The sequence below is a fragment of the Streptomyces sp. SudanB25_2051 genome, from assembly GCF_964272635.1.
GTDB lineage: Bacteria > Actinomycetota > Actinomycetes > Streptomycetales > Streptomycetaceae > Streptomyces.
This window is the reverse complement of sequence record NZ_OZ186787.1, coordinates 5,776,625-5,798,066: the sequence shown is the minus strand read 5'-3', so window position 1 is coordinate 5,798,066 and position 21,442 is coordinate 5,776,625. Positions and strand designations below refer to the sequence as shown.

The following is a 21,442-nucleotide window of genomic DNA, read 5'->3' as shown; positions in this document are numbered from 1 at the left end:
GCGGGCGGCTCGGCGGAGGACGACGGGGCCGGGGACGGTGCGGGCGGCCGCGGGGCGTCCGGGGAGGGCTGAGGGTTCACCTGGTCATCTCCAGCGGCGGTACGTCATCACGCGCGATCCCGAACGTCCGTACGTACAGGGCGAGTTCGGCCTCCAGGGCCCGTACCAGCGTCTCGGCGCGCCGGAACCCGTGCTGCTCCCCCTCGAACGCGAGGTACGCGTGGGGCACGCCCCGCCCGGCCATGCGGGCCAGGAACCGCTCGCTCTGCGCGGGCGGGCACACCAGGTCGTCAAGCCCCTGGAGCAGCACGAACGGCGCGCTGATCCGGTCCACCCGGCTCAGCGGGGAGCGCTCCTCGTACCGGGCCGGCACCTCGGCGAGCGGTCCGACGAGCGACTCCAGGTAGTGCGACTCGAAGTCGTGGGTCTCCCCCGCCGTGCCCCACGCGACCAGGTCGAGGACCGGGTAGCGGATGGCGGCGCAGGCGTAGACGTCGGTGGCCGTCAGGGACGCGGCGGCCGTCCAGCCGCCGGCGCTGCCGCCCCGGATGGCGAGCCGGGCCGGGTCGGCGGTGCCCTCGTCGGCGAGCGCCCGGGCGACGGCGGCGCAGTCCTCCACGTCCACCACGCCCCACTGCTCGCGCAGCCGCTCGCGGTAGGCGCGGCCGTAGCCGGTGGAGCCGCCGTAGTTGACCTCGGCGACACCGATGCCGCGCGAGGTGAAGTAGGCGATCTCCAGGTCGAGGACGAGGGGGGCGCGGCCGGTGGGCCCGCCGTGCGCCCACACGACGTACGGGGGCAGTTCGTCGCCGGGGGCGGTCCGGTCGGGGTTGTGCGGCGGGTAGACGTGGGCGTGGATCTCGCGGTCGTCCGGGCCGGTGAAGGTGCGCAGCTGCGGCTCGGGGTAGTACGCGGGGTCGACCGGGTCCTCGTGGGCGGCGCCGATGACGCGGGCGCGGCCGGTGCCGGTGTCCAGCTCCACCACCTCGAATCCGCTGCGCGGGCTGGCGGCGACGCCGAAGACGCGGCTGCCGTGCGCGGCGAGTGCGGGCGCCCACTCGGTCCACGGCCCGGCGGCGTCCACGAGCTCGCCGGTCTCCGGGTCGAGGATGCCGAGCGCGGTGGTGCCCTTCCCGTGGACGACGGCGACGAGCCCGCTGTCGAGCGGCTGGAACCAGCGCAGGCCGACCTTCCACAGGGGGCCGCCGAACTCCTCCTCGCGGCCGGCGCACAGGGCGGTCGCCGCGGTGGCGCCCGGCGCCTGCCGGTGCAGCTCCCACCAGCCGCTCCGGTCGGAGGCGTACAGCAGGGAGCCGTCGGCGGCCCAGTCGACCTGGCAGACCGACTCGTCCACCGCCCCGGCGACGGGCGTGACCGAGGCGAAGGGGCCTCCGGGCACGACCTCGCCGGTCATCACGAGCGTGCCGTCCCACGGCATGAGCGGGTGATCCCAGGCCAGCCAGGCGGCCCGGCGGCCGTCCGGGGAGAGCCGGGGCCCGGTGACGAACCGGTGCCGGTCGTCGGTGAGTTCCCGTATCGCGCTCCGGTCCTCGGCCGCCGATCCGTCGAGCGGCACGGCGGCGATGACGCGCCGCACGTCCGAGGGGCCCTCGCCGGTGTACTCCTCCAGGACGCACCACACCTCGGTGCCGTCCGGGTGGAGCACCGGGTCGGCCCAGCGCAGCCCGCCGCCGACCGCCGAGAGCGGGGTGAGCGGGCGGGGCGGGGCGCCGCCGTCCGGCTCGTAGGCGTACAGCCGCTGGTCGGGGAAGTGGCAGAAGACGACGAGCGGCCCGGCGCCGCCGTCCCGCGCGGTGCCGGCCCAGGGCTGCCCGCCGTACTCGACGACGCGGCTGCGGACGTTCCACGGGGCCGGCAGGACGGAGACCTCCCTGCCGTCGGAGGTCCGGCGGACCAGCGCGCGGCGGCCCCCCTCGGCGGGGCGCGGCGCGGTCCACCACACCTCGTCGCCGACCGTGCCGACGAACTCCGGCAGCCCGTCGTGCGCGGCGGCGAGCCGCGCGTCGATCGGCGACGGCCATGTTCCGTAAGGCCCCGTGGGCACCATGACGACTCCCCCCTGTGGGTCAGGCGTTTCGCAGACAGTGGTCGAGGACGCGGACACCGAAGTGCAGCGCGTCGACCGGGACACGCTCGTCGACACCGTGGAACATCGCCTGGTAGTCGAAGCCGACGGGCAGTTTCAGCGGGGCGAAACCGTAGCCGACGATGCCCAGCCGGGAGAACTGCTTGGCATCGGTGCCGCCCGACATGCAGAACGGCACGACCCGCGCGTCCGGGTCGAACCTCTCGATCGCGGCGCGCAGCGTGGCGTACGTCGGCGAGTCGACCGGCGCCTCCAGGGCGATCTCCCGGTGCTGGTACTCCCAGTGGACGCCGGGGCCGGTCAGCTCGTCCATCGTGGCCTCGAACTCCCGCTCGCCGCCGGGCACGACCCGCCCGTCGACATGGGCGCTGGCCGCGCCGGGGATGACGTTCACCTTGTAACCGGCGTGCAGCATCGTCGGGTTGGAGCTGTTGCGCAGCGTCGCCTCGACCAGCGCGGCGGCCGGGCCCAGCTTGGCCAGGAGGCCGTCGATGTCGAAGCCGGGGTCGTCCAGGTCCGGCGCGTCGATGCCGTGCAGCGCGGCCAGCTCGGTGAGGGCGGCGCGGACGGTGGTGGTGAGGCGGACGGGCCAGCGGTGCTCGCCGATGCGGGCGATGGCGGCGGCGAGGCGGGTGACCGCGTTCTCCCGGTTGACCTTGGAGCCGTGTCCGGCGCGGCCCTGGGCGGTCAGCTTCAGCCACGCCGTGCCGCGCTCGCCCGCGCCGATCGGGTACAGCGCCATGCCCGGTCCGGCGTGGAAGGTGTACGCGCCGGACTCGCTGATGCCCTCGGTGCAGCCCTCGAACAGGTCGGCGTGCCGGTCCGCGAGGAAGCCGGCGCCGTCCGCGGCGCTCGCCTCCTCGTCGGCGGTGTACGCGATGACGATGTCGCGGCGCGGCCGCACGCCCCGGCGCGCCCAGTCCCGTACGACCGCGAGGATCATCGCGTCCATGTTCTTCATGTCGACGGCGCCCCGGCCCCACACGACGCCGTCGCGGACCTCCCCGGAGAAGGGGTGGACGCTCCAGTCGTCGGGCTCGGCCGGCACCACGTCGAGGTGGCCGTGGACGAGCAGCGCGTCGGCGGACGGGTCGGTGCCCTCGATCCGGGCGACGACGTTGGTACGGCCCTCGGTCCGCTCCAGCAGACGCGGTTCGATGCCCGCGTCGGCGAGCCGTTCGGCGACGTACTCGGCGGCGGGCCGCTCCCGGCAGTCGCCGCCGCCGCGGTTGGTCGTGTCGATCCGGATCAGGTCGGAGGTGAACGCCACCACCTCGTCGAAGGCCGGCCCGTCCGACGGGTACCGCTCCTGCTCCCGGTCCTGAAGGGTCCGGTCAGCCATACTGCTCCTCCACTGCGGCCGAGACGATCGTGGTGACCGCCTTGAAGGTGCGGATGGCCTCGTACATCGTCTCGCTGGTGTACGCGACCCGGCGCTCCCCGCTCACCGCCACCCCCGGGACGACGGTGGCGGCCGCGGCCAGGTGCTCCGCGTCGAACTCCAGCTCCACGGTGTACGGGCCGCCGCGCACCGGCTCGTACCGTACGGCGAGACGCGTGGCGTCCTTCGCCGCGGCGCGGATGTCGGCGGCCGTCCGCGTGGGGGTGCGGCAGACCGCCGCGTACCGCGACACATGGTCTTTCACGGCGACCATACGCGCCTCGGGGGCGTAGCCCAGCGCGTCGCGGCAGGTCAGGTCGTCGCCGGTGACCAGGATGACGGGCACGCCGTACTCGGCGACGACATGCGCGTTGAGGTGTCCCTCGCTGGCGCGGACGCCGTTCAGCCAGACGCCGGTGATGGAGTTGGCGAGGTAGGTGTGGGCGAGGACGCCCTCGCTGCCGGCCCCGGTGTGGTAGCCGACGAAGGCGATGCCGTCGACGTCGCCGTGCTGGACGCCCTCGACCATGGAGAGCGACTTGTGCCGGCCGGTCAGCATCTGGGCGCGCGGGTCGAGTTGCTCGATGAGGAGGTTGCGCATGGTCCAGTGGGCCTCGTTGATGAGGACCTCGTCCGCGCCGCCGTCGAGGAAGCCGAGCACGGCCGCGTTGACGTCGGAGGTGAACATCGCCCGGCAGCGCTCCCACTGGGGCGTGCCGGGCAGGACGTCGGCGGGCCAGGTGACCCCGGTGGCGCCCTCCATGTCGGCGCTGATGAGGATCTTCATGCGCACACCGTACGCGGCCTCCAGCGGCCGGTACCAGGTGCGCCGCCTCAGCGCGGGTCGGCGGGGCGCGGGTAGGTGCGCGACTGCTTGACGCTGCCGAAGGCGAAGCTGGACTCGATGGAGGCGATCCCGGGGATGGCGTGGATCCGGTGGCGGACGAGCCGCTCGTACGCCTCCAGGCTCTCGATGACCACCCGCAGGAGGTAGTCGCTGCTGCCGGCCATCAGATAGCAGTCCTGGATGTGCTCGATGCGCGCGACGTGCTCCTCGAAGACGGCGACCGCCTCCGCCGTGTGCCGCTCCAGGCGGATGCGGACGAAGACGGTGATCGGCAGCCCGTACGCCACCTGGTCGACCATCGCCGTGTAGCCGCGGATCAGGCCCGCCTCCTCCAGGCGGCGCACCCGGCGCAGGCAGGGCGAGGGGGACAGCCGGACGCGGTCGGCGAGCTCCTGGTTGGTGAGTCGGCCGTCGGCCTGGAGCTCCCGGATGATCCGCAGGTCGATGTCGTCCATGTGCCGTCCGTTCCGCCCGTTACCCGGTTTTCCCCGCGCTTACTCCGCCCGTTCTTGGCAGATTCTGCCCCCACGGTAGACGTGGAGGGCAGAACTAGCAATCGGCTGCCCCGCCGCAGGGCCTAGCGTTGCGGTGACAGGGGACCCGGAGGGGCTGGAGGACGGTGTGGTCGCGACGAACGCGATGGAGGCTCCCGCGGCGGGCCGCGGGGTGTTCCCGCGCGGCCTGTCCCCGAGGGCGGCGGGCATGGCGGCGCTGCTGCTGACGGTGTCGATCTGGGCGGCGTTCGCGCTGAGCGCCCGGGCGCTGAGCACGTCGACGCTGCTGCCCGCTGACGCGGCGCTGCTGCGCTTCGGTGTGCCGCTGGTCGTCCTGGCGCCCGCGCTGTGGCGGCGGAGGCGCGCGCTGGGCTCGGTGCGGCCCGGACCCGCCGTCAAGATCGTCTGCGGGGCCGGGGTGCCGTTCTTCCTGGCCGCGATGTTCGGCGGGTCGCTGACCTCGGCGTCGTTCGTCGGGGCGATCGTGCCGGGCATGGTGCCGCTGTTCGTCTCCGCCCTGATGGTGGCGCGGGGGCGGGGCGTGCCGCGCGGGACGCAGGGCGCCGGTCTGGTGCTGATCGCGGTCGGCGTGGTCGCGCTGGTGTGGCGGTACGCGGTGCCGTTCGACGGCGACGTGATGCTGGGCTCCGGGACGCTGCTGGTGGCGAGCGGACTGTGGGCGCTGTACACGGTGGGCCTCAAGGAGGTGGACCTCGACCCGGTCGGGTCGATCGGGCTGCTGTGCCTGCCGTCGTTCGCGGTGATCGCCCTGCTGGTGGCGGCCGGTGTGCTGCCGACCGGGCTGGCGGACGCCGCCGTGACGGACGTGGCGCTGTTCCTCGTCGTGCAGGGCCTGGGCGTGGGGCTGTGCGCCGGGCTGCTGTACGCGTTCGCGATCCGGCGGCTGGGCGCCGAGCGCAGCTCCGTGGTGGGCAGCCTCAGCCCGGTCGCCGTGGTCCTGCTGGCGATCCCCCTGCTGGGCGAGCGGCCGACGGTGGCCGTCCTCGTCGGCGTACCCCTCATCACCACGGGCGTGGTCCTCGCGAACCGGCGCCCCCGTACCCCGCGTGAACCGGAGGTCTCCCCCGATGCTTGAGCTGCTGCCCGTCCCGCCGGTCGACCCGCTGTGGAACCTGGCCGCCGAGTACGGCGCCGACGAGCGCCCCCAGCGGCTGAACCTGGTGCTCGGCGTCTATCGCGACCACACGGGCGTCACCCCGGTGATGCGGGCCGTGCGGGAGGCCGAGATACGCCTGGCCGAGCACGCGGCGTCGAAGGAGTACCGGGGCCTGTCCGGCAACGCCGCGTTCAACCGGGCGATGCTCTCCCTCGTGCTCGGCGGCGACGTGCCGGCCGGGCGGGCCACCGCCGTGCAGACCGTCGCCGGGACGGGCGCGCTGCGGCTCCTCGCCGACCTGGTGCGGCAGACCCGCCCGGGCGCGACGGTGTGGATCAGCGACCCGGCGTACGTGAACCACCAGCCGATCCTGGAGGCGGCGGGCCTCACCGTGCGCGCGTACCGCTGGACCGACCACGACGGCCTGCTCGCGGACCTGGGGGACGCGGGACGGGACGACGTCGTGCTCCTCCAGGGCTGCTGCCACAACCCGACGGGCGTCGACCCGACGCGCGAGGTGTGGGAGGCGCTGGCGGACCTGGCGTCCCGCGCCGGCTGGGTGCCGTTCCTCGATCTGGCGTACCACGGCCTCGGCGACGGCCTGGAGGAGGACCTGTGGGCGGCGCGGATGCTGGCCGCGCGGCTGCCCGAGGTGCTGGTCGCGGTGAGCTGTTCCAAGAACTTCGGCCTGTACGCGGACCGTACGGGCTGCGCGATCGTGCTGGGCGCGTCGGAGCGGGCGCTGCGCCACGCGGAGACCGCGCTGCAGAACGCCGCCCGCACCCTGTACTCGATGCCTCCCGAGCACGGCGCCGCCATCGTGGCGGCCGTCCTGGAGGACGCGGGGCTGCGCGGGATGTGGCGCGACGAGCTGGACGGGATGCGGGCGCGGATCGCCGCGAACCGGGCCGCGCTGGTCGCGGAGCTGCGGGCGCTGGGCTGCGACGCGCTGGCCGGGCCGCTGGCGCGGCAGAAGGGCATGTTCGCGGGGCTGCCGCTGACGGCCGGCCAGATGGCGCTGCTGCGCCGCGAGCACGCGGTGTACGGCACGGCGACGGGCCGCATCAACATCGCGGGCCTCCCGGAGGCGCAGGCCGGCCGCCTCGCGGGCGCGCTGGTGGCGGTGCTGGAGCGGGGAGCGCCGGAGCGGGCGGTGCCGGCGGGTGCCGTCCCGGCGCGGGCGGCGCTCTGAGCACGGCGCCCGCGCCCGCGGTCAGACCGCGACGGCCGGGTCGCGCGGGTCGAGGGCCAGTGCGGTGAGGAGCTCCGCGCGGTGCAGGTCGGCGACCGGGGCCAGCAGGTCGGGGTGGCGCAGCAGCGCCGCCGCGCGGCGGTCCAGGTCGCCGGGTGCCAGGAGGCGGCCGTACTCGGCGGGTGCCCGGCCGGCCGCCTCGACGGCGGCCCGCGCCAGGGCGGGGTCGCCGAGCAGGCAGGCGGCCCAGCTGGCGACGACCTCGTCGACCCAGCTGCGCCACGGCGCGTCGTCGGCGCCCGCGCCGGTGATCCAGTCGAGCCGGTCGGCGCCCCCTCCGCCGGTGACGTCGACCAGGGCGGCGTCGAGCTCGGTGGGGTAGCGCAGCGCGGCGGCCGCGTCGGCGGCCTGGCGCGCCTGGGCGTGTGCGAGGGCGCGGTCGACGGCGCCGCTTCCCGGCGGGTAGGCGCGCAGGAGCCACTGGGCGGTCGCGGCGACGAGCGGGGCGAGCGGTGGGTGCACGGGCGATCCGTTGGGCCGAACGGGTGCGGACGGGGGCACGCTACCCCGGCGGGGCCGGACGGCGTAATGACGCATATCACCCGCTCCCGGTGGTATCCGCACTCTGCACCGATCACCCGGAACGCGTGAGGAGACGCCATGGGACACGGCGGAGATGTGATCACCGAGCTGACGACCGACCACCGGGAGGTGGAGGAGCTCTTCACCCGCATCACGGAGCTGCCCTCCGGCGACCCGGAGCGCAAGCGCCTCGCGGACCAGGTCACGATGGAGCTGGTCCGCCACTCGGTCGCGGAGGAGGCGTATCTGTACCCGGCGGTCCGGGAGCACGTGCCCAACGGGGACGCGCTCGCCGACAAGGAGCTGGAGGACCACGCGGCGGCCGAGCGCACGATGAAGGACCTGGAGGGCTGCGAGGCGGACGACGCCCGCTTCGACGCGCTGATCACCCAGCTGATGGCGGAGATCCGCGAGCACGTCGCCGACGAGGAGGCGAACCTGCTGCCCCGGCTCCGCGAGGCGTGCACGCAGGAGACGCTGGAGGAGCTGGGCGAGAAGGTGCGGCAGGCGAAGAAGACCGCGCCGACCCGGCCGCACCCGGCCGCCCCGGACAAGCCGCCGGCCAACAAGCTCCTCGCGCCGGGCACCGGCATGGTCGACCGGCTGCGCGACGCCCTCTCGGGGCGCGGCAAGCCCAGCTGACCCGAGGCGTGACGGCAGGCCCGCCGACCGGCCCCAGCGGCCGCTCGGCGGGCCTGCCGTCGTACGGGGGCGCGCCCCGGCCCCGTACCGGGCGGGCGGTCAGGCCTCGTGGCCGAGTCTGATCTCCCGTGAGGTGCGCGAGCCGCCCGCGATCTGCAGGGCGGTGGCGACCGGCGGGTATCCGGAGGCGATCAGCGTGTAGGCGCCGGACGCCAGGTCGGCGAAGCGGAAGGTGCCGTCGGGGCCCGTGGTGAGGGTGGCCACGGTGTTGCCCGCCGCGTCGAGGAGGGTCACGCGGGCGTCGTCGACGGGGCGGCCCGCGGGGGCGCGCACGGTGCCGCGCAGGGCGGCCCCGCCGGCGATCTCCACGTCCTGCCGGGTGTCGCCCGCCGGGTGCACGGCGACGGGGAGGGCGGTGGGGCCGAGGCCGGGAGCGGCGGCGGTGAGGGTGTAGTCGCCGGCGAGGAGGTCGGTCAGGGCGTAGCCGCCGTCGGGGCGGGTGCGGGCGGTGGCGACGACCTCGCCACGCGCGTCGGTGAGGGTCACGGCGGCGTCCTCGGCCGGCGCGCCGTCCGGGGTGGTGACGGTGCCGTGGAGGCGTCCGGCGCCGCCGAGGACGATGTCCCGTTCGACGGGCCCGTCCGCCTGGGCGCCGGCGGTGAGGGTGACGGCGCGGGGGCGGTGGCCGGCGGCGGAGGCGACGAGGACGTACGCGCCGGGGGCGGGGGTGCTCAGCGCGTACCGGCCACCGGCCCCGCTGGCACCGCGTCCGGTCTGGCGGCCGTGGGCGTCGAGCAGGGTGAGGGCGGCGCCGGGCACGGGGGTGCCGTCGTGGTGGCGGACCGTGCCGCACAGGGGCGCGCCGGGTCCGGCGGGCGGGGCGAGTTCGTAGTCGTCGCGCGGCGGGGGCAGCACCGAGGCGGGCGGCGCGGTGGCCGGCGCGGCGGGCGCCGGTTCGGCGGGCCGGGCGGCGGGGACGGCCGCGGGCGCCGGACCGGCGGTCAGCGGTCGTTCCCTGAGGAACAGGGCGACGACCAGCGCCGCGGCCAGCAGCGCGGCGAGGTGGAGCAGGACGCGCGGTGCGGCGTCGGCGTACGCCTCGACGTACCCGTGGCGCACCGCCGCGGGCAGCGTCCCCGGCCCGGCGGCGAGGGTGCCCAGGACGGTGGCGCCCGCGCAGACGCCGAGCTGCCCGGCGAGCGCGTGGGCGCCGGTCGCCGCGCCGAGGTCGGCGGGCGGGGCGGCGTTCTGGACGGCGAGGACGAGGACCGGCAGGAGCAGTCCGAGGCCCGCGCCGACGAGGGCCTGCCAGACGCTGTGGTCGACCCGCGGGGTGCCGCCGTCGAGCCGGGAGAGCAGCCACATGCCGACGCACGCGACGGCGACGCCGATGACGGCCTGGACCGCGTAGTGGCCGGTGCGGTGGACGAGGTGCCCGGAGACGAGCGCGGCGGCGGCGAGGGCGCCGACGAGCGGCAGCATCAGCACGGCGGTGTCCGCCGGGCCCTGGGAGCCGCCGCGCTGGAGCAGCGCCGGGAGGCACACGGCGATCCCGGCCAGGCAGGCGCCGGCGACCGCGCCGACCAGCCCGGCGACGGGCAGCACCGGGTCGCGCAGCAGCCGGGGCGGCAGGACCGGTTCGGGTGCGCGGCGGGCCGAGACCAGGTACAGCAGGAGGCTCCCGGCGGCGGCGCAGCCGAGGCCGGCGACGACGCGGGAGGTCCAGGCGTACTGGCCGCCGGCCCAGGTGAGCAGCAGCACCAGGCAGGTGGTCGAGGCGGTCAGGAGCAGCGCGCCGGCGAGGCCGGGGCGGGCGCGGCGGTGGGCGTCGGCGGACCCCCGGCCGCGTGCCGCTCCGGGTGCGGCCGGGGTGAGGGCCCCGGCGACGAGGAGCAGCGCGGCGAGGGCGGCGGGTGCCGTGAGGTGGAACGTCCAGCGCCAGGAGGCCGCGGTGGCGGTGTAGGCGCCGAGCAGTGGTCCGGCGGTGGTGGCGACGGCGAACGCGGCGCCGGTCAGGGCGAGTTGGCGGGCGCGCCGGTGCGCGGGCGCCAGGCAGGCGGTGGCGGCGGGGGCGCCGGCGAGGACGCCTCCGGCGCCGAGTCCCTGCAGGGCGCGCAGGGCGACGAGCTCGTCGGGGGTGCGCGCCCAGCCGGCGAGGGCGGTCGCGGCGGTGAACAGCGCGAGCGCGCAGAGGAACGTTCCCTTGCGTCCGTAGAGGTCGCCGAGCTTGCCGTGGAGCGGGAGGGAGGCGGCGGCCGTGAGGAGGTAGGCGGTGACGGCCCAGGGGGCGCGGCCGGGGCCGCCCGGCAGGTCGGCGGCGAGGTCCGGGAGGACGGCGGCGACGGACAGCTGCTGGAAGGCGGCGGCGAGGACGGCGGTCACCAGCCCGGCGAGGGCGAGGGCCGTCCGGCCGCGCCGGGGCCGGGGCGCGGGGCCGGGCGACGCGGTGTCGGACGCCGGCGGCGCGGTGCCGTCCGGCGGGGCGTGCCCGGTGCGCTCGTCCTGTGTCAGCGTGATCCCACCCACGGAAAATCGCTCCCCTCGTTCGCGGCCGGCTTCGCAGGGCGCCATTGTTGGCCGCGCGAGCGGGCCGTCGGCGCGTGCGCGCCGGGGCGAAAGGGCGGGTAGTGAGGGGGGTGGCCGGGTGGTGCCGGGGGCGGCGGCGGGCCGTCCGCGCAGGGTGCGAGGGGGTCGGCGCCGTGGCCGCGGGCGCGCCCCCATGCGCGCCGCGCACGCCGGGGGCGGCCGGGAATTCCACCCGATCCGGTGAGGGGCCGGGCGGCCCGTGCGGGTTACCTCTTCTCGGTCTCGGCGGCCAGGTTGGCGAGGACCGCGTCGTAGATCCGGGCGAGGCCCTTGGGGGCGAAGGTGCGCTCGAAGAAGCCGCCGATGCCGCCCGCGCCGTTCCAGACGGTGGCGACGACCACGCGGGAGCGGCCCTCGCCGGCGGGGGTGACGGTCCAGGTGGTGACCATGGAGGAGTTGCGGTCCTTCTCGACGAGCTGCCCGTCGGTGGGCTCGGTGACGTCGAGCAGGCAGTCGCGGACGCGCTTGCTGGTGGCCTGGAGCCTCCAGTGCACGAGGGTGCCCTCGCCGTCGCCGCCCTCGCGCACCTCGTACTCGCTGAACTGCTCGGGCAGGAGCCTCGCGCGGGTGTTCGCGTAGTCGGCGAGCGCGTCGAACACCGTCTCCGCGTCCGCCGCGACGACTCGTTCCGTAGTGGCCTCGACCTGCGCCATTGCCTTGTCCTCCGCGTTTCGGCGTATCTCGATCAGGGGCCAGCCAATCACCTCGGCGGGGCGCGCCCAAATCGGCGGGCGGCGATCATGGGAACGTTTGTTCTATTGTGGCGGTGCACGACACGAACGACCGAGGAGGCCGCCATGCGCTGGGACAACCTGGGGGACCGCCCGGACGGCTCGGCGGACGCGCCCGCGGCCGGCGAGGCGGCGCTGTTCGGGACCGACGCGGTGACCACCCGGACGTTCGACACACCGGAGTTCCGGGGGATCACCTTCCACGAGGTCCGCGCCCGCTCGATCCTCAACCGGGTGCCCGGCGCCTCCCGCATGCCGTTCGAATGGACGGTCAACCCGTACCGCGGCTGCACCCACGCCTGCGTGTACTGCTTCGCCCGCAAGACGCACAGCTACCTCGACCTCGACACGGGCATCGGCTTCGACACCCAGATCGTGGTGAAGGTGAACGCCCCGGAGCTGCTGCGCCGCCAGCTGGCCTCCCCGCGCTGGCAGGGCGCGCACGTCGCGATGGGCACCAACGTCGACTGCTACCAGCGCGCCGAGGGCCGCTACCGGCTGATGCCCGGCATCATCGAGGCGCTGCGCGACCGGGCCAACCCGTTCTCCATCCTCACCAAGGGCACCCTGATCCTGCGCGACCTGGACCTGCTGCGGCAGTCGGCCGAGGTCACCGACGTGGGCGTCTCCGTCTCGGTCGGCTTCACCGACCGGGAGCTGTGGCGGACGGTCGAGCCGGGCACGCCCGCGCCGGAGCGCCGCCTCGACGTCGTGCGGGCCCTGGGCGACGCGGGCATCGGCTGCGGGGTGCTCATGGCGCCGGTCGTGCCGTTCCTGGGCGACCGCCCCGAGCAGCTGCGCGCCACCGTCCAGGCCATCGCCGAGGCCGGGGCGACCTCGGTCACGCCGCTGGTGCTGCATCTGCGGCCGGGCGCCCGCGAGTGGTTCATGGCATGGCTCGGCGAGCACCACCCGCACCTGGTGCGGCGCTACGAGGCGCTCTACGCGGCCGGGGCGTACGCGCCGACCTGGTACCAGCGGCGGATCACCCGTCAGGTGCACGAGTTCGCCGCCGAGTTCGGGATCGGGCCCGCCGGGCGCGGCGCGTCCCGCCGCATCACCCGGCCCGCGCGCGAGGAGGCCCCGCCGGACGGCACGGCGGAGCCCACGCAGCTCACCCTGCTCTGAGGCCCGCCAGCACGGCTCACCCCTGGCGCGGGGCCACACGCGGCTCACCCCTGGGCGGGGCCGCGCACGGCTCACCCCTGGCACGGAGCCACACGCGGCTCACCTCTGGCGCGGGGGCCGCGCACGGCCGCCCGGCCCCGGCCCGGCCCGGACGCCCGCCACGCGGCACCCCGATCGGAGCCGCCCGCCCCCGATCGGGTCACGTACGGGTGGATCGGCGCCGTTCGCCCCGGTCCGGCCCGTCCGCGACCGGAGACTGGCCGGATGCAGAAACGCGCAGGAACCCTCATCGCGGCGGGCGCGCTGATCGCGGGTGCGGTCGGCGCGGCCCCGTCGGCCGCCGAACCGCCCGCGCCCGGGCCCCGCACCCCGTCGCTGTCGTGGACGGCGTGCGGCACGGAGCGGTACCCGAGGCTGGAGTGCGCCTCGCTGCGGGTGCCGCTCGACCACGCCGACCCGGACGGGAAGCAGATCACGCTCGCCCTGTCCCGCGTCCGGCACACCGCCCGCGCCTTCGAAGGACCGCTGCTGGTCAATCCGGGCGGGCCCGGCGCGAGCGGCCGCGACCTGGCCGGTTTCGTGGCCGCGTCCCTCCCGGCGAAGGTCGCCGCCCGGTACGACGTGATCGGTTTCGACCCGCGCGGTGTCGGCGCCAGCAGACCGGCCCTCACCTGCCGCCCCGGCCACTTCACGCCCGTACGCCCCGACTCGGTCCCCCGCGACCTGCGCGAGGAGCGGCGGAACGCCGAGCGGGCGGCGGCCTTCGCGCGGGCGTGCGGCGACGAGCACGGCGAGCTGCTGCCGCACATCGGCACGGTGAACGCCGCGCACGACATGGACGCAATCCGCCGGGCCCTCGGCGCGCCCCGCGTCAGCTACTTCGGCTACTCGTACGGCTCCTACCTGGGCGCCGTCTACGCCAGGCTGTACCCGCAGCGGGTGCGGCGGGCGGTCCTGGACTCGGTGGTCCACCCCGGCGGCGTCTGGTACGGCGCGAACCTGGCGCAGGACCACGCGTTCGACGCGCGCCACAAGGCGTTCCTCGCGTGGGTGGCCCGCCATGACGCGGCGTACGGGCTGGGGAAGGACCCGGCGCGGGTGGAGGCCCGCTGGTACGCGATGCGCGCGGCGCTGCGCGAGGAGCCCGCGGGCGGCAAGGTGGGCGCGGCGGAGGTGGAGGACACGTTCCTGCCGGGCGCGTACCACAGCAGCTACTGGCCGCTGCTGGCCGCCGCGTTCTCCGCGTACGCCGGGAAGGGCGACGAGCGGCCGCTGGTGGAGGCGTACGAGGCGCTCGCCGCGCCGGACGAGGCCACCGCCAACGCGTACGCGGTCTACACGGCCGTGCAGTGCCGGGACGCGCGGTGGCCGCGGTCGTGGGGCGTGTGGCACCGCGACATGTGGGCCGCGCACACGAAGGCGCCGTTCTCCACATGGAACAACGCCTGGTACAACGCGCCGTGCGCGTTCTGGCCGGTGCCGTCGCTGACGCCCCCGGACGTGGCGAACGACGCGGCGCCCCCCGTGCTGCTGTTCCAGGCGACGGAGGACGCGGCGACGCCGTACGAGGGCGCCGTGGCCACGCACCGGTTGCTTCGCGGTTCCCGGCTGGTGGTGGAGCGCGGCGGCGGCGACCACGCGGTGACCCTGCGCGGCAACACCTGCGCGGACCGCGTGCTCGCGCGGTACCTGGACACGGGCGAGGTGCCGCGCGGCGACGGCGGGGACGACCCGGACGTGGTGTGCCCGGCGCGTCCGGACCCGAAGCCCGCCGGGCCGGCCGTCAAGGCGCCCCCCGCCGTCCACGGCGCCCTGGCGGCCCGCGCCCCCGGCGCCTGACGCCGCAGCCCGCGGGCGCCTTGGCCCCCGGTGCCCGCGGGCTGCGGAAAACCGGGCGCGGCGGGGCGGAGGCGTCGCGCAGGATGGGCGGCATGACGACGACTCATCTGACGCATGTGGCGGCCCCCGAGGGGGTCGCGCCCGGTTCCGGCTACAGCCATGTCGTGTGGGGCACGGGCCGGTTCGTGGCCGTGTCCGGCCAGTGCGCCTTCGACGCGGACGGCCGGGTGGTGGGCGAGGGCGACGCCGCGGCCCAGGCCCGGCAGGTCTTCGCCAACCTCGGCCGCTGCCTCGCGGCGGCGGGCGCCGGCTTCGACGACGTGGTGAAGCTGACGTACTACGTGACGGATGTGGCGCACCTGCCGGCGGTCCGCGCGGCCCGCGACGAGGTGATCGACACCGCCCGCCCGCCGGCGAGCAGCGCCGTGCAGGTGAGCGCCCTGTTCCGGCCCGAACTGCTCGTGGAGATCGAGGCGTTCGCCGTACTGCCCGAGGGGACGCGGCGGTGACCGGAGCGGCGGTGGCCGTCGCCGTCCGGGAGATGGCGGACGCCGACTGCGCGGCGGTCGCCGCGGTGCGGGTGGCGGGCTGGCGGTTCGCCTACCGGGGGCTGCTGCCCGACGCGTACCTGGACGCGATGAGCGTCGAGGCCGACACGGACGCCCGGCGGGAGCACCTGGCACGCGCCGGGGACCGCACGGTCCATCTGGTGGCCGAGGCCGGGGAGGAGGTCGTCGGCTGGGCCGCCTTCGGACCCGGCCGCGATCCCGGCGCGGGCCCCGGCGACGCCGAGCTGTACGCGCTGTACGTACGGCCCGACGCGGTGGGCACGGGCGTCGGGCGGGCGCTGACCGGCGAGGTCCTGGCGCGGGCGGCGGGGCTCGGGTTCGGGCGCCTGTCGCTGTGGGTGCTGGAGGGCAACGCGCGGGGCCGGCGGTTCTACGCGAAGGCCGGGTTCGTGCCCGACGGGGCGCGCGAGCCGTGGGAGGTGGGGGGCCGGACGGTCATGGAGCTGCGGTACGCGCGCGCCCTGTGACCTACCCCGGCAGCCGGTCCAGGGCCGCCGTCGCCGCCGGGCCGATCCGGGGGTGGCGGCGGGCGGCCTCCAGCACGGGGCGGGCGCGCGGGTCCGCGAGAGCGCCGAGCCCCTCCGCGCACGCCACGCCCACCCGCCAGTGCGGGTCGTCCGGCGCGAGGCGGCGGCCCAGCGCGGTGACGAGGGCCGGTACGGACTCGGGCGCGCGCAGCGCGGCCAGCAGCCGCACCGGTACGAGGGCGTAGGCGACGCGCAGTTCGTTGGTGGCGAGCGCGGCGGCGGCCCGCGGCGTGCGCGGGTCGCCCAGCACGGCGAGCGCGTGCGCGGCCGACACGCACCGCTCGGGGTCCCGGTGGTTGAGGAGCAGCACCAGCGCCTCGAACGCGCGCCGGTCGCCGGCCGTGCCCAGCCGGAAGGCGGCCAGCTCCCGCGCCCACAGCGGCATGCGGGGCGCGGTGAGGACGGCGGCCAGCTCGTCGTGGTCGCCGGTCGCGAGGAGGCGGGGGTAGACGGGGTCGTCCCCGGCCTCGTGCTCCAGCCGGTCGGTGAGGGAGCCGAACTCGGGGTCCATGGCCGTCAGGGTAGCGACGCCCCGGGGCCGCGATCCAGATCACATCGCCTCTCCCGCTCCGGGGGCTGGCGCGCTCATTACCCACCGGTTAATCTCAGGTGAGCGGGGCCAACCCCCCGCGACCCCCATGGGCGGCCTGGTGACGCAGCCGTCCATGTGCTCGTCGGTTCAGCACCTTTCACGATGTGACTCCGGGACAGAGTCCGTCGGCCCTCTTTCGCGCGGCGCGCCACGACACGCCCGTACGGCCATCGACGCCCGTTCGGCGCGGCCCCCTCGCCCGCGCGCGGTACGCCCCCCTTTTCCGCCGCGCCCCGCGCGTGCTCGCGCCGGGCTGCCGCGCCCGCACCCTCACCAGTCGTCACTCATCCCTGGAGTCCCGTGATGGACACCCCTCTCTCCACCATCGCCGTCGTCGGTCTCGGCACCATGGGCACCGGCATCGCGGAAGTCCTGGCCCGCGCCGGCCGCGAGGTCGTCGGTATCGACATCAGCGAGGCCGCCGCCCGCCGCGCCGTCGCCTCGCTGGCCGCCTCCACCGCCCGGTCCGTGTCCCGGGAGCGGATCACCGAGGAGGAGCGGCGCGACATCCTCGCCCGGTTCCGCACGTACTCCGACCTCCAGGCAGCCGCCGACGCCGATCTCGTCATCGAGGTCGTGCCCGAGTCGTACGAGGCGAAGCAGCAGGTGGTGCGGGCGCTCGACGGGATCCTCCGGCCCGACGCGATCATCGCGACCGGCACGAACGCGCTGTCCGTGACCCGGCTCGCCGCCGACTCCGCCCGGCCCGAGCGCGTCCTCGGCATGCACTTCTTCAACCCGGCCCCCGCGATGAGGCTGGTCGAGGTCGTCTCCTCGGTGCTCACCGCCCCGCAGGCGGTCACCGCCGTCACCGACCTCGCGCACGCCCTGGGCAAGGAGCCCGTCGAGGTCGGCGACCGGCCCGGCTTCGTCGCGGACGGGCTGCTGTTCGGCTACCTCAACCAGGCGGCCGCCATGTACGAGTCGCGGTACGCCTCCCGCGAGGACATCGACGCGGCGATGCGGCTCGGCTGCGGCCTGCCGATGGGCCCGCTGGCGCTGCTCGACCTGATCGGCGTCGACACGGCCCGCACGGTCCTGGAGGCCATGTACGCCGAGTCCCGCGACCGGCTGCACGCGCCCGCGCCGATCCTGAAGCAGCTCGCCGAGGCGGGGCTGACGGGCCGCAAGGCGGGACGCGGCTTCTACACGTACGCGGCGCCCGACAGCGCGGAGGTCGTCCCGGACGCGCTCACCCCGGCGCCGGAGGGCACCGGCGGGGCCGTGCCGCGCGAGGTCCGCTCGGTCGGTGTGGCCGGGTCGGGCACGATGGCGTCGGGCATCGCGGAGGTCTTCGCGAAGGCCGGGTACGACGTGGTCCTCGCCGCCCGCTCCCCGGAGAAGGCCGAGACGGCGAAGGCCCGCATCGCCAAGTCCCTGGCCCGTTCGGTCGACAAGGGCCGGCTCACCGCCGAGGCCCGCGACGAGACGCTCGCCCGGATCACCCCGGCCGGGTCCCTGGACTCCTTCGCCGACGTGGACCTGGCCGTCGAGGCGGTCGCCGAGGACCTGGAGGTGAAGCGGCAGCTGTTCGCCATTCTGGACAAGGTGTGCAAGCCGGGCGCCGTCCTCGCCACCACCACCTCCTCGCTGCCCGTCGTCGCCTGCGCCCGCGCCACCTCGCGCCCCCAGGACGTCATCGGCATGCACTTCTTCAACCCGGCCCCCGCGATGAAGCTGGTCGAGGTCGTCCGCACGGTGCTCACCGCCGACGACGTCCACGCCACCGTCCGCGCGGTCACCGCGAAGATCCGCAAGCACCCGGTGGACTGCGGCGACCGCGCCGGGTTCATCGTGAACGCGCTGCTCTTCCCCTACCTCAATAACGCCGTGAAGATGGTCCAGGACCACTACGCGACGCTCGACGCCGTCGACGCCGCGATGAAGCTGGGCGGCGGCTACCCGATGGGCCCGTTCGAACTGCTCGACGTGGTCGGACTCGACGTGTCGCTGGCCATCCAGCGGGTCCTGCACGACGAGTTCCGCGAGCCCGGCCTCGCGCCCGCGCCGCTCCTGGAGCACCTGGTCGCCGCGGGCTGCCTGGGCCGCAAGACGGGGCGAGGCTTCCGCGAGTATGCGCGGCGCTGAGCCCGGAAGGGCGTACGGACCGGGGCCACACGGGACGTACGACGAGTGGGGCGGGCTGCTCGGGCCCTCGGGCGGCTCTCCCCCTCGGGCGCGGTCCCCCGCACCGATGCAGTACGTTCGGGGCATGTCCCAGCCCGCGAAGACACCCCGTACCAGCACAGCGCCCGACAGCCCCGAGAGCGCCGCGGGCGGCCGCGCCGCCGCCCAGCGGCTCAAGATGCGCCGCGAACTGGCGGCCGCCGCGATGGAGCTGTTCGCGACCAAGGGGTACGAGGCGACGACGGTCGACGAGATCGCCGCCGCCGCGGGTGTGGCCCGGCGGACGTTCTTCCGCCACTTCCGCTCCAAGGAAGAGGCGATCTTCCCGGACCACGACGACACGCTGGTCAGGGCGGAGGCGGTGCTCAACGCCGCACCCGCGCACGAGCACCCGCTGGACACGGTGTGCCGGGGCATCAAGGAAGTCATGAAGATGTACGCCGCGTCCCCCGCGGTGTCCGTCGCGCGCTACCGGCTCACCCGCGAGGTGCCCACGCTGCGGGAGCGCGAGATCGCCTCGGTGGCCCGCTACGAGCGGCTGTTCACCCGCTATCTGCTGGGCCACTTCGACGAGCGCGACCACCACGACGGCAACGACGACCCGCTGCTGGCGGAGGTGGCCGCGTCCGCGGTCGTCACGGCGCACAACCACGTGCTGCGGCGCTGGCTGCGGGCCGGCGGCCAGGGCGACGTGGAGGCCCAGCTCGACCACGCGTTCGCCATCGTGCGGCGCACGTTCGGCACCGGCATCGGCGCCGGGCGGTCCACGGCGCCGCGGACGGGCGGGGAGGGCCCGGCGGTCACCGCCTCGGCGGCGGGCGACGTGCTGGTGGCGGTCGCCCGGACGGACGCGCCGCTCGACCAGGTGATGCGCACCATCACCCGCGCCCTGGGCCACGACACCCCCTGACGGCGCGGCCCGGGTCCGTACGGGTGCGGGCCGGGCACGGGCATCCCGGTGGCCCGGGCGGCAAGCCCGGCCGGCGGCGCGGGCCCGCGGCCGGGCACGGGCAGTCCGGCGGCGAGACCGGGCAGAGCCCGGCCGCGAGACCGGGCACGGGCAGTCCGGCGGCGAGACCGGGCAAGGGGCCGTACAACCCTCGGGGCGGTACGGGGGTCCAACCTGCGGGACGCGGGGGGCCGACCGGAGACGAAGGGCCGTTTCACCCCTCGCTCCGTCACCTCCGCGAAAGGACCCGTTCCGACATGACCCCTGCCCCGCCCGGGCGCCTGCGCCGTGCCGCCGTCGGAGGGGGCACGGCCCTGGCCGTGCTCCTCACCGGCGGCGCCGCCGCGGCGCCCGCCCTGGCCGACACCACGCCGCTGCCCGCCGTGATCGAGGTCGGCACCCTCCGCTCCCCCGACACGCTGCCCCGGCCGGCCGGGGCGCTCACCGAGGCGCACTTCCTCACCTACCAGTTCGTCGTGGGGGGACAACTGCCCGGCGGCGCACCGGTCACCGGCGCGGAGATCACCATCGACGTCAGCGGCGCCGAGCGGGTCGCGGAGTTCCGGTTCCGCCCCGAGTGCCGGGTCACGGGCGCGCGGGCGGTCTGCCCGGTCGCCATGCCCGACGGCAACGGCGACCCCGAGACCCACGTCCCGTTCCACATCCGCCCCCGCCTCGGCACGGCGGCCGGGGACCAGGGCGTGGTGAAGGCGACCGTCACCGCCGGCAACGCCCGCATGGTCGAGGACACCCCCACGGAGATGCCGGTGGTCATCGCCGACCGCGACAGCGTCGCCATCGGCGGCCTCCCGGACGACATCGTGGACGTCCCGCCGGGCGGACGCGCCACGGTGCCGCTGGAGGTGACCAACACCGGCGCCCGCACCCTGGACCGCGTGACGCTCAACGTGGACGGCTTCGACGGCGACGCGACGGTCGTCCTCCCCGGCGACCACGACAACTGCTGGTACCTCACGAAGGACCCCAAGGACCCCAAGTCGGCGCGGATCGCCATGGCCTGCGAGTTCACGGCCGGCCTGCGGCCGGGCGTCACCTACCGGCCGTCGCCCGGCCTCGCCGTCTCCCTGGCCGGCCTCGCCGAGCACGGCCGCCTGCAGTTCTCCGTCTCCACCCGCCCGGCGACGCGGAAGGGCGTACGGGGCGGCTCCGCCCCGCTGGGCCTGGTGCCCACCACCACCCCGACGCCGCCGCGCGTCCCGATGCCCGCCGACCACTACACGCTGAACCACCCGCCCGTCATCAGCGTGCGCAGCCGCCCCGCCGCCGACGGCGCCGCGATCGGCACGAGCGTGCGGACGGCGGTCGGCCGCGAGGTCACCGCCCGCGTCGGCGTCGCCAACAAGGGCGGTGCCCCGCTCACCGCGCCGGCCGCCCTGGTCGAGGTGCCGCGCGGTGTGGAGGTCGTACGGCCCGATCCGCGCTGCCGCCCCGAGCCGTGGTCCGACCGGTGGAACGACGCGCCGCCGCCCACCTTCGGCAACCGCCCCGGCGACGCCGCGCCCGTCCCGACCGGCGCGGTCTACCGCTGCGCCGACCCGGCGGACCTGGCGCCCGGGAAGCAGCTGCTCTTCTCCTTCGCCCTGAAGCCGCAGCGCGCTCTGAACGGCGCCAGGGGCGTCGTGTTCGAGCCGTCGCTCAGCCCGTACGACCCGGCGCAGCGCGCGAAGGTCGCGTTCCTGACGGTCACGGCGACCGCGGCGGCCACGACGAGTCCCTCCCCGAGCGCGAGTGCGAGCCCGTCGCCCGGTGGCACGGCCACGCCCACTCCGTCCGCTTCCTCCACCGGCGCGGGCAACCCGACGTACGGCACGGGCACGGGCGGCGGCTCCGGCGCCCTCGCCTCGACCGGCTCGACCGGCACCCTGGCCCTCGCGGGCGCGGCAGCGGCCCTGGCGGCGGCCGGCGCCCTGCTGTTCGCCTCCGCACGCCGCCGTGCGACGAGGCAGCGGCACTGACGAGCCGCGGCACCGAGCGCCCGAAGGGGGCGGACCGGCTGACGCCGGCCGCCCCC

General features: G+C 76.1%; 18 protein-coding genes. 10 read left to right on the top strand and 8 right to left on the bottom strand.

Annotated features, from left to right (window positions below; genetic code table 11):
- Positions 1 to 76 precede the first annotated feature (76 nt).
- Genes ACSUPT_RS25470 through ACSUPT_RS25455 form a run of 4 tightly spaced genes read right to left on the bottom strand, consistent with a single transcriptional unit; the run spans position 77 to position 4,790 of the window.
- Positions 77 to 2,068 (bottom strand): prolyl oligopeptidase family serine peptidase, encoded by a 1,992-nt coding sequence (locus ACSUPT_RS25470; protein ID WP_436945635.1) that lies wholly within the window; start codon positions 2,066 to 2,068, stop codon positions 77 to 79.
- A 19-nt stretch (positions 2,069 to 2,087) separates the two neighbouring features.
- The gene (locus tag ACSUPT_RS25465; RefSeq protein WP_361664272.1) at positions 2,088 to 3,449 is read right to left on the bottom strand and encodes a M20/M25/M40 family metallo-hydrolase; all 1,362 of its coding nucleotides are present in this window, start codon (positions 3,447 to 3,449) and stop codon (positions 2,088 to 2,090) included.
- On the bottom strand, positions 3,442 to 4,275 hold the full coding sequence (locus ACSUPT_RS25460; RefSeq protein WP_351964743.1) for a M55 family metallopeptidase: 834 nt from the start codon (positions 4,273 to 4,275) through the stop codon (positions 3,442 to 3,444). Before ACSUPT_RS25460 ends, ACSUPT_RS25465 begins: the two co-directional genes overlap by 8 nt.
- Positions 4,276 to 4,322: 47 nt before the next feature.
- A complete protein-coding gene (locus tag ACSUPT_RS25455) occupies positions 4,323 to 4,790 on the bottom strand; it encodes an Lrp/AsnC family transcriptional regulator (protein ID WP_351964742.1) in 468 nt (155 codons plus the stop codon).
- A 133-nt stretch (positions 4,791 to 4,923) separates the two neighbouring features.
- Between ACSUPT_RS25455 and ACSUPT_RS25450 the strand changes: the two genes are divergently transcribed.
- Positions 4,924 to 5,925 (top strand): DMT family transporter, encoded by a 1,002-nt coding sequence (locus tag ACSUPT_RS25450; RefSeq protein ID WP_436945632.1) that lies wholly within the window; start codon positions 4,924 to 4,926, stop codon positions 5,923 to 5,925.
- Positions 5,918 to 7,138 (top strand): aromatic amino acid transaminase, encoded by a 1,221-nt coding sequence (locus ACSUPT_RS25445; RefSeq protein ID WP_351964740.1) that lies wholly within the window; start codon positions 5,918 to 5,920, stop codon positions 7,136 to 7,138. Before ACSUPT_RS25450 ends, ACSUPT_RS25445 begins: the two co-directional genes overlap by 8 nt.
- Positions 7,139 to 7,159: 21 nt before the next feature.
- On the opposite strand, the gene ACSUPT_RS25440 is transcribed toward ACSUPT_RS25445, so the two are convergent.
- Entirely contained in the window at positions 7,160 to 7,660 is a 501-nt protein-coding gene (locus tag ACSUPT_RS25440; protein ID WP_361664265.1) for a hypothetical protein, read from the bottom strand.
- A 138-nt stretch (positions 7,661 to 7,798) separates the two neighbouring features.
- On the opposite strand from ACSUPT_RS25440, the gene ACSUPT_RS25435 reads away from it, so the two are divergent.
- Positions 7,799 to 8,362, top strand: a complete 564-nt coding sequence (locus ACSUPT_RS25435) for a hemerythrin domain-containing protein (protein ID WP_351964738.1) — start codon at positions 7,799 to 7,801, stop codon at positions 8,360 to 8,362.
- Between the two features lie 99 nt (positions 8,363 to 8,461).
- Here ACSUPT_RS25435 and ACSUPT_RS25430 read toward each other — a convergent pair whose 3' ends face one another.
- Positions 8,462 to 10,888, bottom strand: a complete 2,427-nt coding sequence (locus ACSUPT_RS25430) for an MFS transporter (protein WP_436945629.1) — start codon at positions 10,886 to 10,888, stop codon at positions 8,462 to 8,464.
- Between the two features lie 266 nt (positions 10,889 to 11,154).
- Positions 11,155 to 11,601, bottom strand: coding sequence for an SRPBCC family protein (locus ACSUPT_RS25425; protein WP_351964736.1), 447 nt, complete (start codon positions 11,599 to 11,601; stop codon positions 11,155 to 11,157).
- Positions 11,602 to 11,745: 144 nt separating this feature from the next.
- Here ACSUPT_RS25425 and ACSUPT_RS25420 point away from each other — a divergent pair, with 144 nt between their 5' ends.
- From ACSUPT_RS25420 to ACSUPT_RS25405, 4 genes are all read left to right on the top strand, one after another.
- Positions 11,746 to 12,807, top strand: a complete 1,062-nt coding sequence (locus ACSUPT_RS25420) for an Rv2578c family radical SAM protein (protein ID WP_436945626.1) — start codon at positions 11,746 to 11,748, stop codon at positions 12,805 to 12,807.
- A 264-nt stretch (positions 12,808 to 13,071) separates the two neighbouring features.
- Positions 13,072 to 14,646: an alpha/beta hydrolase gene (locus tag ACSUPT_RS25415; RefSeq protein WP_436945624.1), complete on the top strand. Its 1,575-nt coding sequence runs from the start codon at positions 13,072 to 13,074 to the stop codon at positions 14,644 to 14,646.
- Between the two features lie 92 nt (positions 14,647 to 14,738).
- Entirely contained in the window at positions 14,739 to 15,155 is a 417-nt protein-coding gene (locus tag ACSUPT_RS25410; protein ID WP_436945622.1) for a RidA family protein, read from the top strand.
- Complete coding sequence (locus tag ACSUPT_RS25405; RefSeq protein WP_403505525.1) at positions 15,152 to 15,682, top strand: GNAT family N-acetyltransferase; 531 nt, start codon at positions 15,152 to 15,154, stop codon at positions 15,680 to 15,682. The genes ACSUPT_RS25410 and ACSUPT_RS25405 overlap by 4 nt, the downstream gene beginning before the upstream one ends.
- A 1-nt stretch (position 15,683) precedes the next feature.
- Here ACSUPT_RS25405 and ACSUPT_RS25400 read toward each other — a convergent pair whose 3' ends face one another.
- Positions 15,684 to 16,253, bottom strand: coding sequence for a HEAT repeat domain-containing protein (locus ACSUPT_RS25400; RefSeq protein WP_403505522.1), 570 nt, complete (start codon positions 16,251 to 16,253; stop codon positions 15,684 to 15,686).
- A 384-nt stretch (positions 16,254 to 16,637) separates the two neighbouring features.
- On the opposite strand from ACSUPT_RS25400, the gene ACSUPT_RS25395 reads away from it, so the two are divergent.
- The 3 genes from ACSUPT_RS25395 to ACSUPT_RS25385 all read left to right on the top strand — a co-directional run bounded on the left by ACSUPT_RS25395 (position 16,638) and on the right by ACSUPT_RS25385 (position 21,386).
- The gene (locus tag ACSUPT_RS25395; protein WP_436945619.1) at positions 16,638 to 18,422 is read left to right on the top strand and encodes a 3-hydroxyacyl-CoA dehydrogenase family protein; all 1,785 of its coding nucleotides are present in this window, start codon (positions 16,638 to 16,640) and stop codon (positions 18,420 to 18,422) included.
- A 124-nt stretch (positions 18,423 to 18,546) separates the two neighbouring features.
- Positions 18,547 to 19,371 carry a TetR family transcriptional regulator gene (locus tag ACSUPT_RS25390; RefSeq protein ID WP_351964729.1) on the top strand — a complete coding sequence of 275 codons (825 nt, stop codon included), beginning with the start codon at positions 18,547 to 18,549 and terminating at the stop codon, positions 19,369 to 19,371.
- A gap of 296 nt (positions 19,372 to 19,667) precedes the next feature.
- Complete coding sequence (locus ACSUPT_RS25385) at positions 19,668 to 21,386, top strand: hypothetical protein (protein WP_436945616.1); 1,719 nt, start codon at positions 19,668 to 19,670, stop codon at positions 21,384 to 21,386.
- The last annotated feature ends 56 nt before the right edge of the window (positions 21,387 to 21,442 follow it).

Excerpts from the sequence above, each read along its gene's own strand:
- ACSUPT_RS25420 (WP_436945626.1), top strand. The coding sequence starts at position 11,746 with ATGCGCTGGGACAACCTGGGGGACCGCCCGGACGGCTCGGCGGACGCG.
- ACSUPT_RS25395 (WP_436945619.1), top strand. The coding sequence starts at position 16,638 with ATGGACACCCCTCTCTCCACCATCGCCGTCGTCGGTCTCGGCACCATG.
- ACSUPT_RS25460 (WP_351964743.1), bottom strand. The coding sequence starts at position 4,275 with ATGAAGATCCTCATCAGCGCCGACATGGAGGGCGCCACCGGGGTCACC.
- ACSUPT_RS25465 (WP_361664272.1), bottom strand. The coding sequence starts at position 3,449 with ATGGCTGACCGGACCCTTCAGGACCGGGAGCAGGAGCGGTACCCGTCG.
- ACSUPT_RS25445 (WP_351964740.1), top strand. The coding sequence starts at position 5,918 with ATGCTTGAGCTGCTGCCCGTCCCGCCGGTCGACCCGCTGTGGAACCTG.
- ACSUPT_RS25415 (WP_436945624.1), top strand. The coding sequence starts at position 13,072 with ATGCAGAAACGCGCAGGAACCCTCATCGCGGCGGGCGCGCTGATCGCG.
- ACSUPT_RS25435 (WP_351964738.1), top strand. The coding sequence starts at position 7,799 with ATGGGACACGGCGGAGATGTGATCACCGAGCTGACGACCGACCACCGG.
- ACSUPT_RS25390 (WP_351964729.1), top strand. The coding sequence starts at position 18,547 with ATGTCCCAGCCCGCGAAGACACCCCGTACCAGCACAGCGCCCGACAGC.
- ACSUPT_RS25410 (WP_436945622.1), top strand. The coding sequence starts at position 14,739 with ATGACGACGACTCATCTGACGCATGTGGCGGCCCCCGAGGGGGTCGCG.
- ACSUPT_RS25400 (WP_403505522.1), bottom strand. The coding sequence starts at position 16,253 with ATGGACCCCGAGTTCGGCTCCCTCACCGACCGGCTGGAGCACGAGGCC.
- ACSUPT_RS25425 (WP_351964736.1), bottom strand. The coding sequence starts at position 11,601 with ATGGCGCAGGTCGAGGCCACTACGGAACGAGTCGTCGCGGCGGACGCG.
- ACSUPT_RS25455 (WP_351964742.1), bottom strand. The coding sequence starts at position 4,790 with ATGGACGACATCGACCTGCGGATCATCCGGGAGCTCCAGGCCGACGGC.
- ACSUPT_RS25385 (WP_436945616.1), top strand. The coding sequence starts at position 19,668 with ATGACCCCTGCCCCGCCCGGGCGCCTGCGCCGTGCCGCCGTCGGAGGG.
- ACSUPT_RS25470 (WP_436945635.1), bottom strand. The coding sequence starts at position 2,068 with ATGGTGCCCACGGGGCCTTACGGAACATGGCCGTCGCCGATCGACGCG.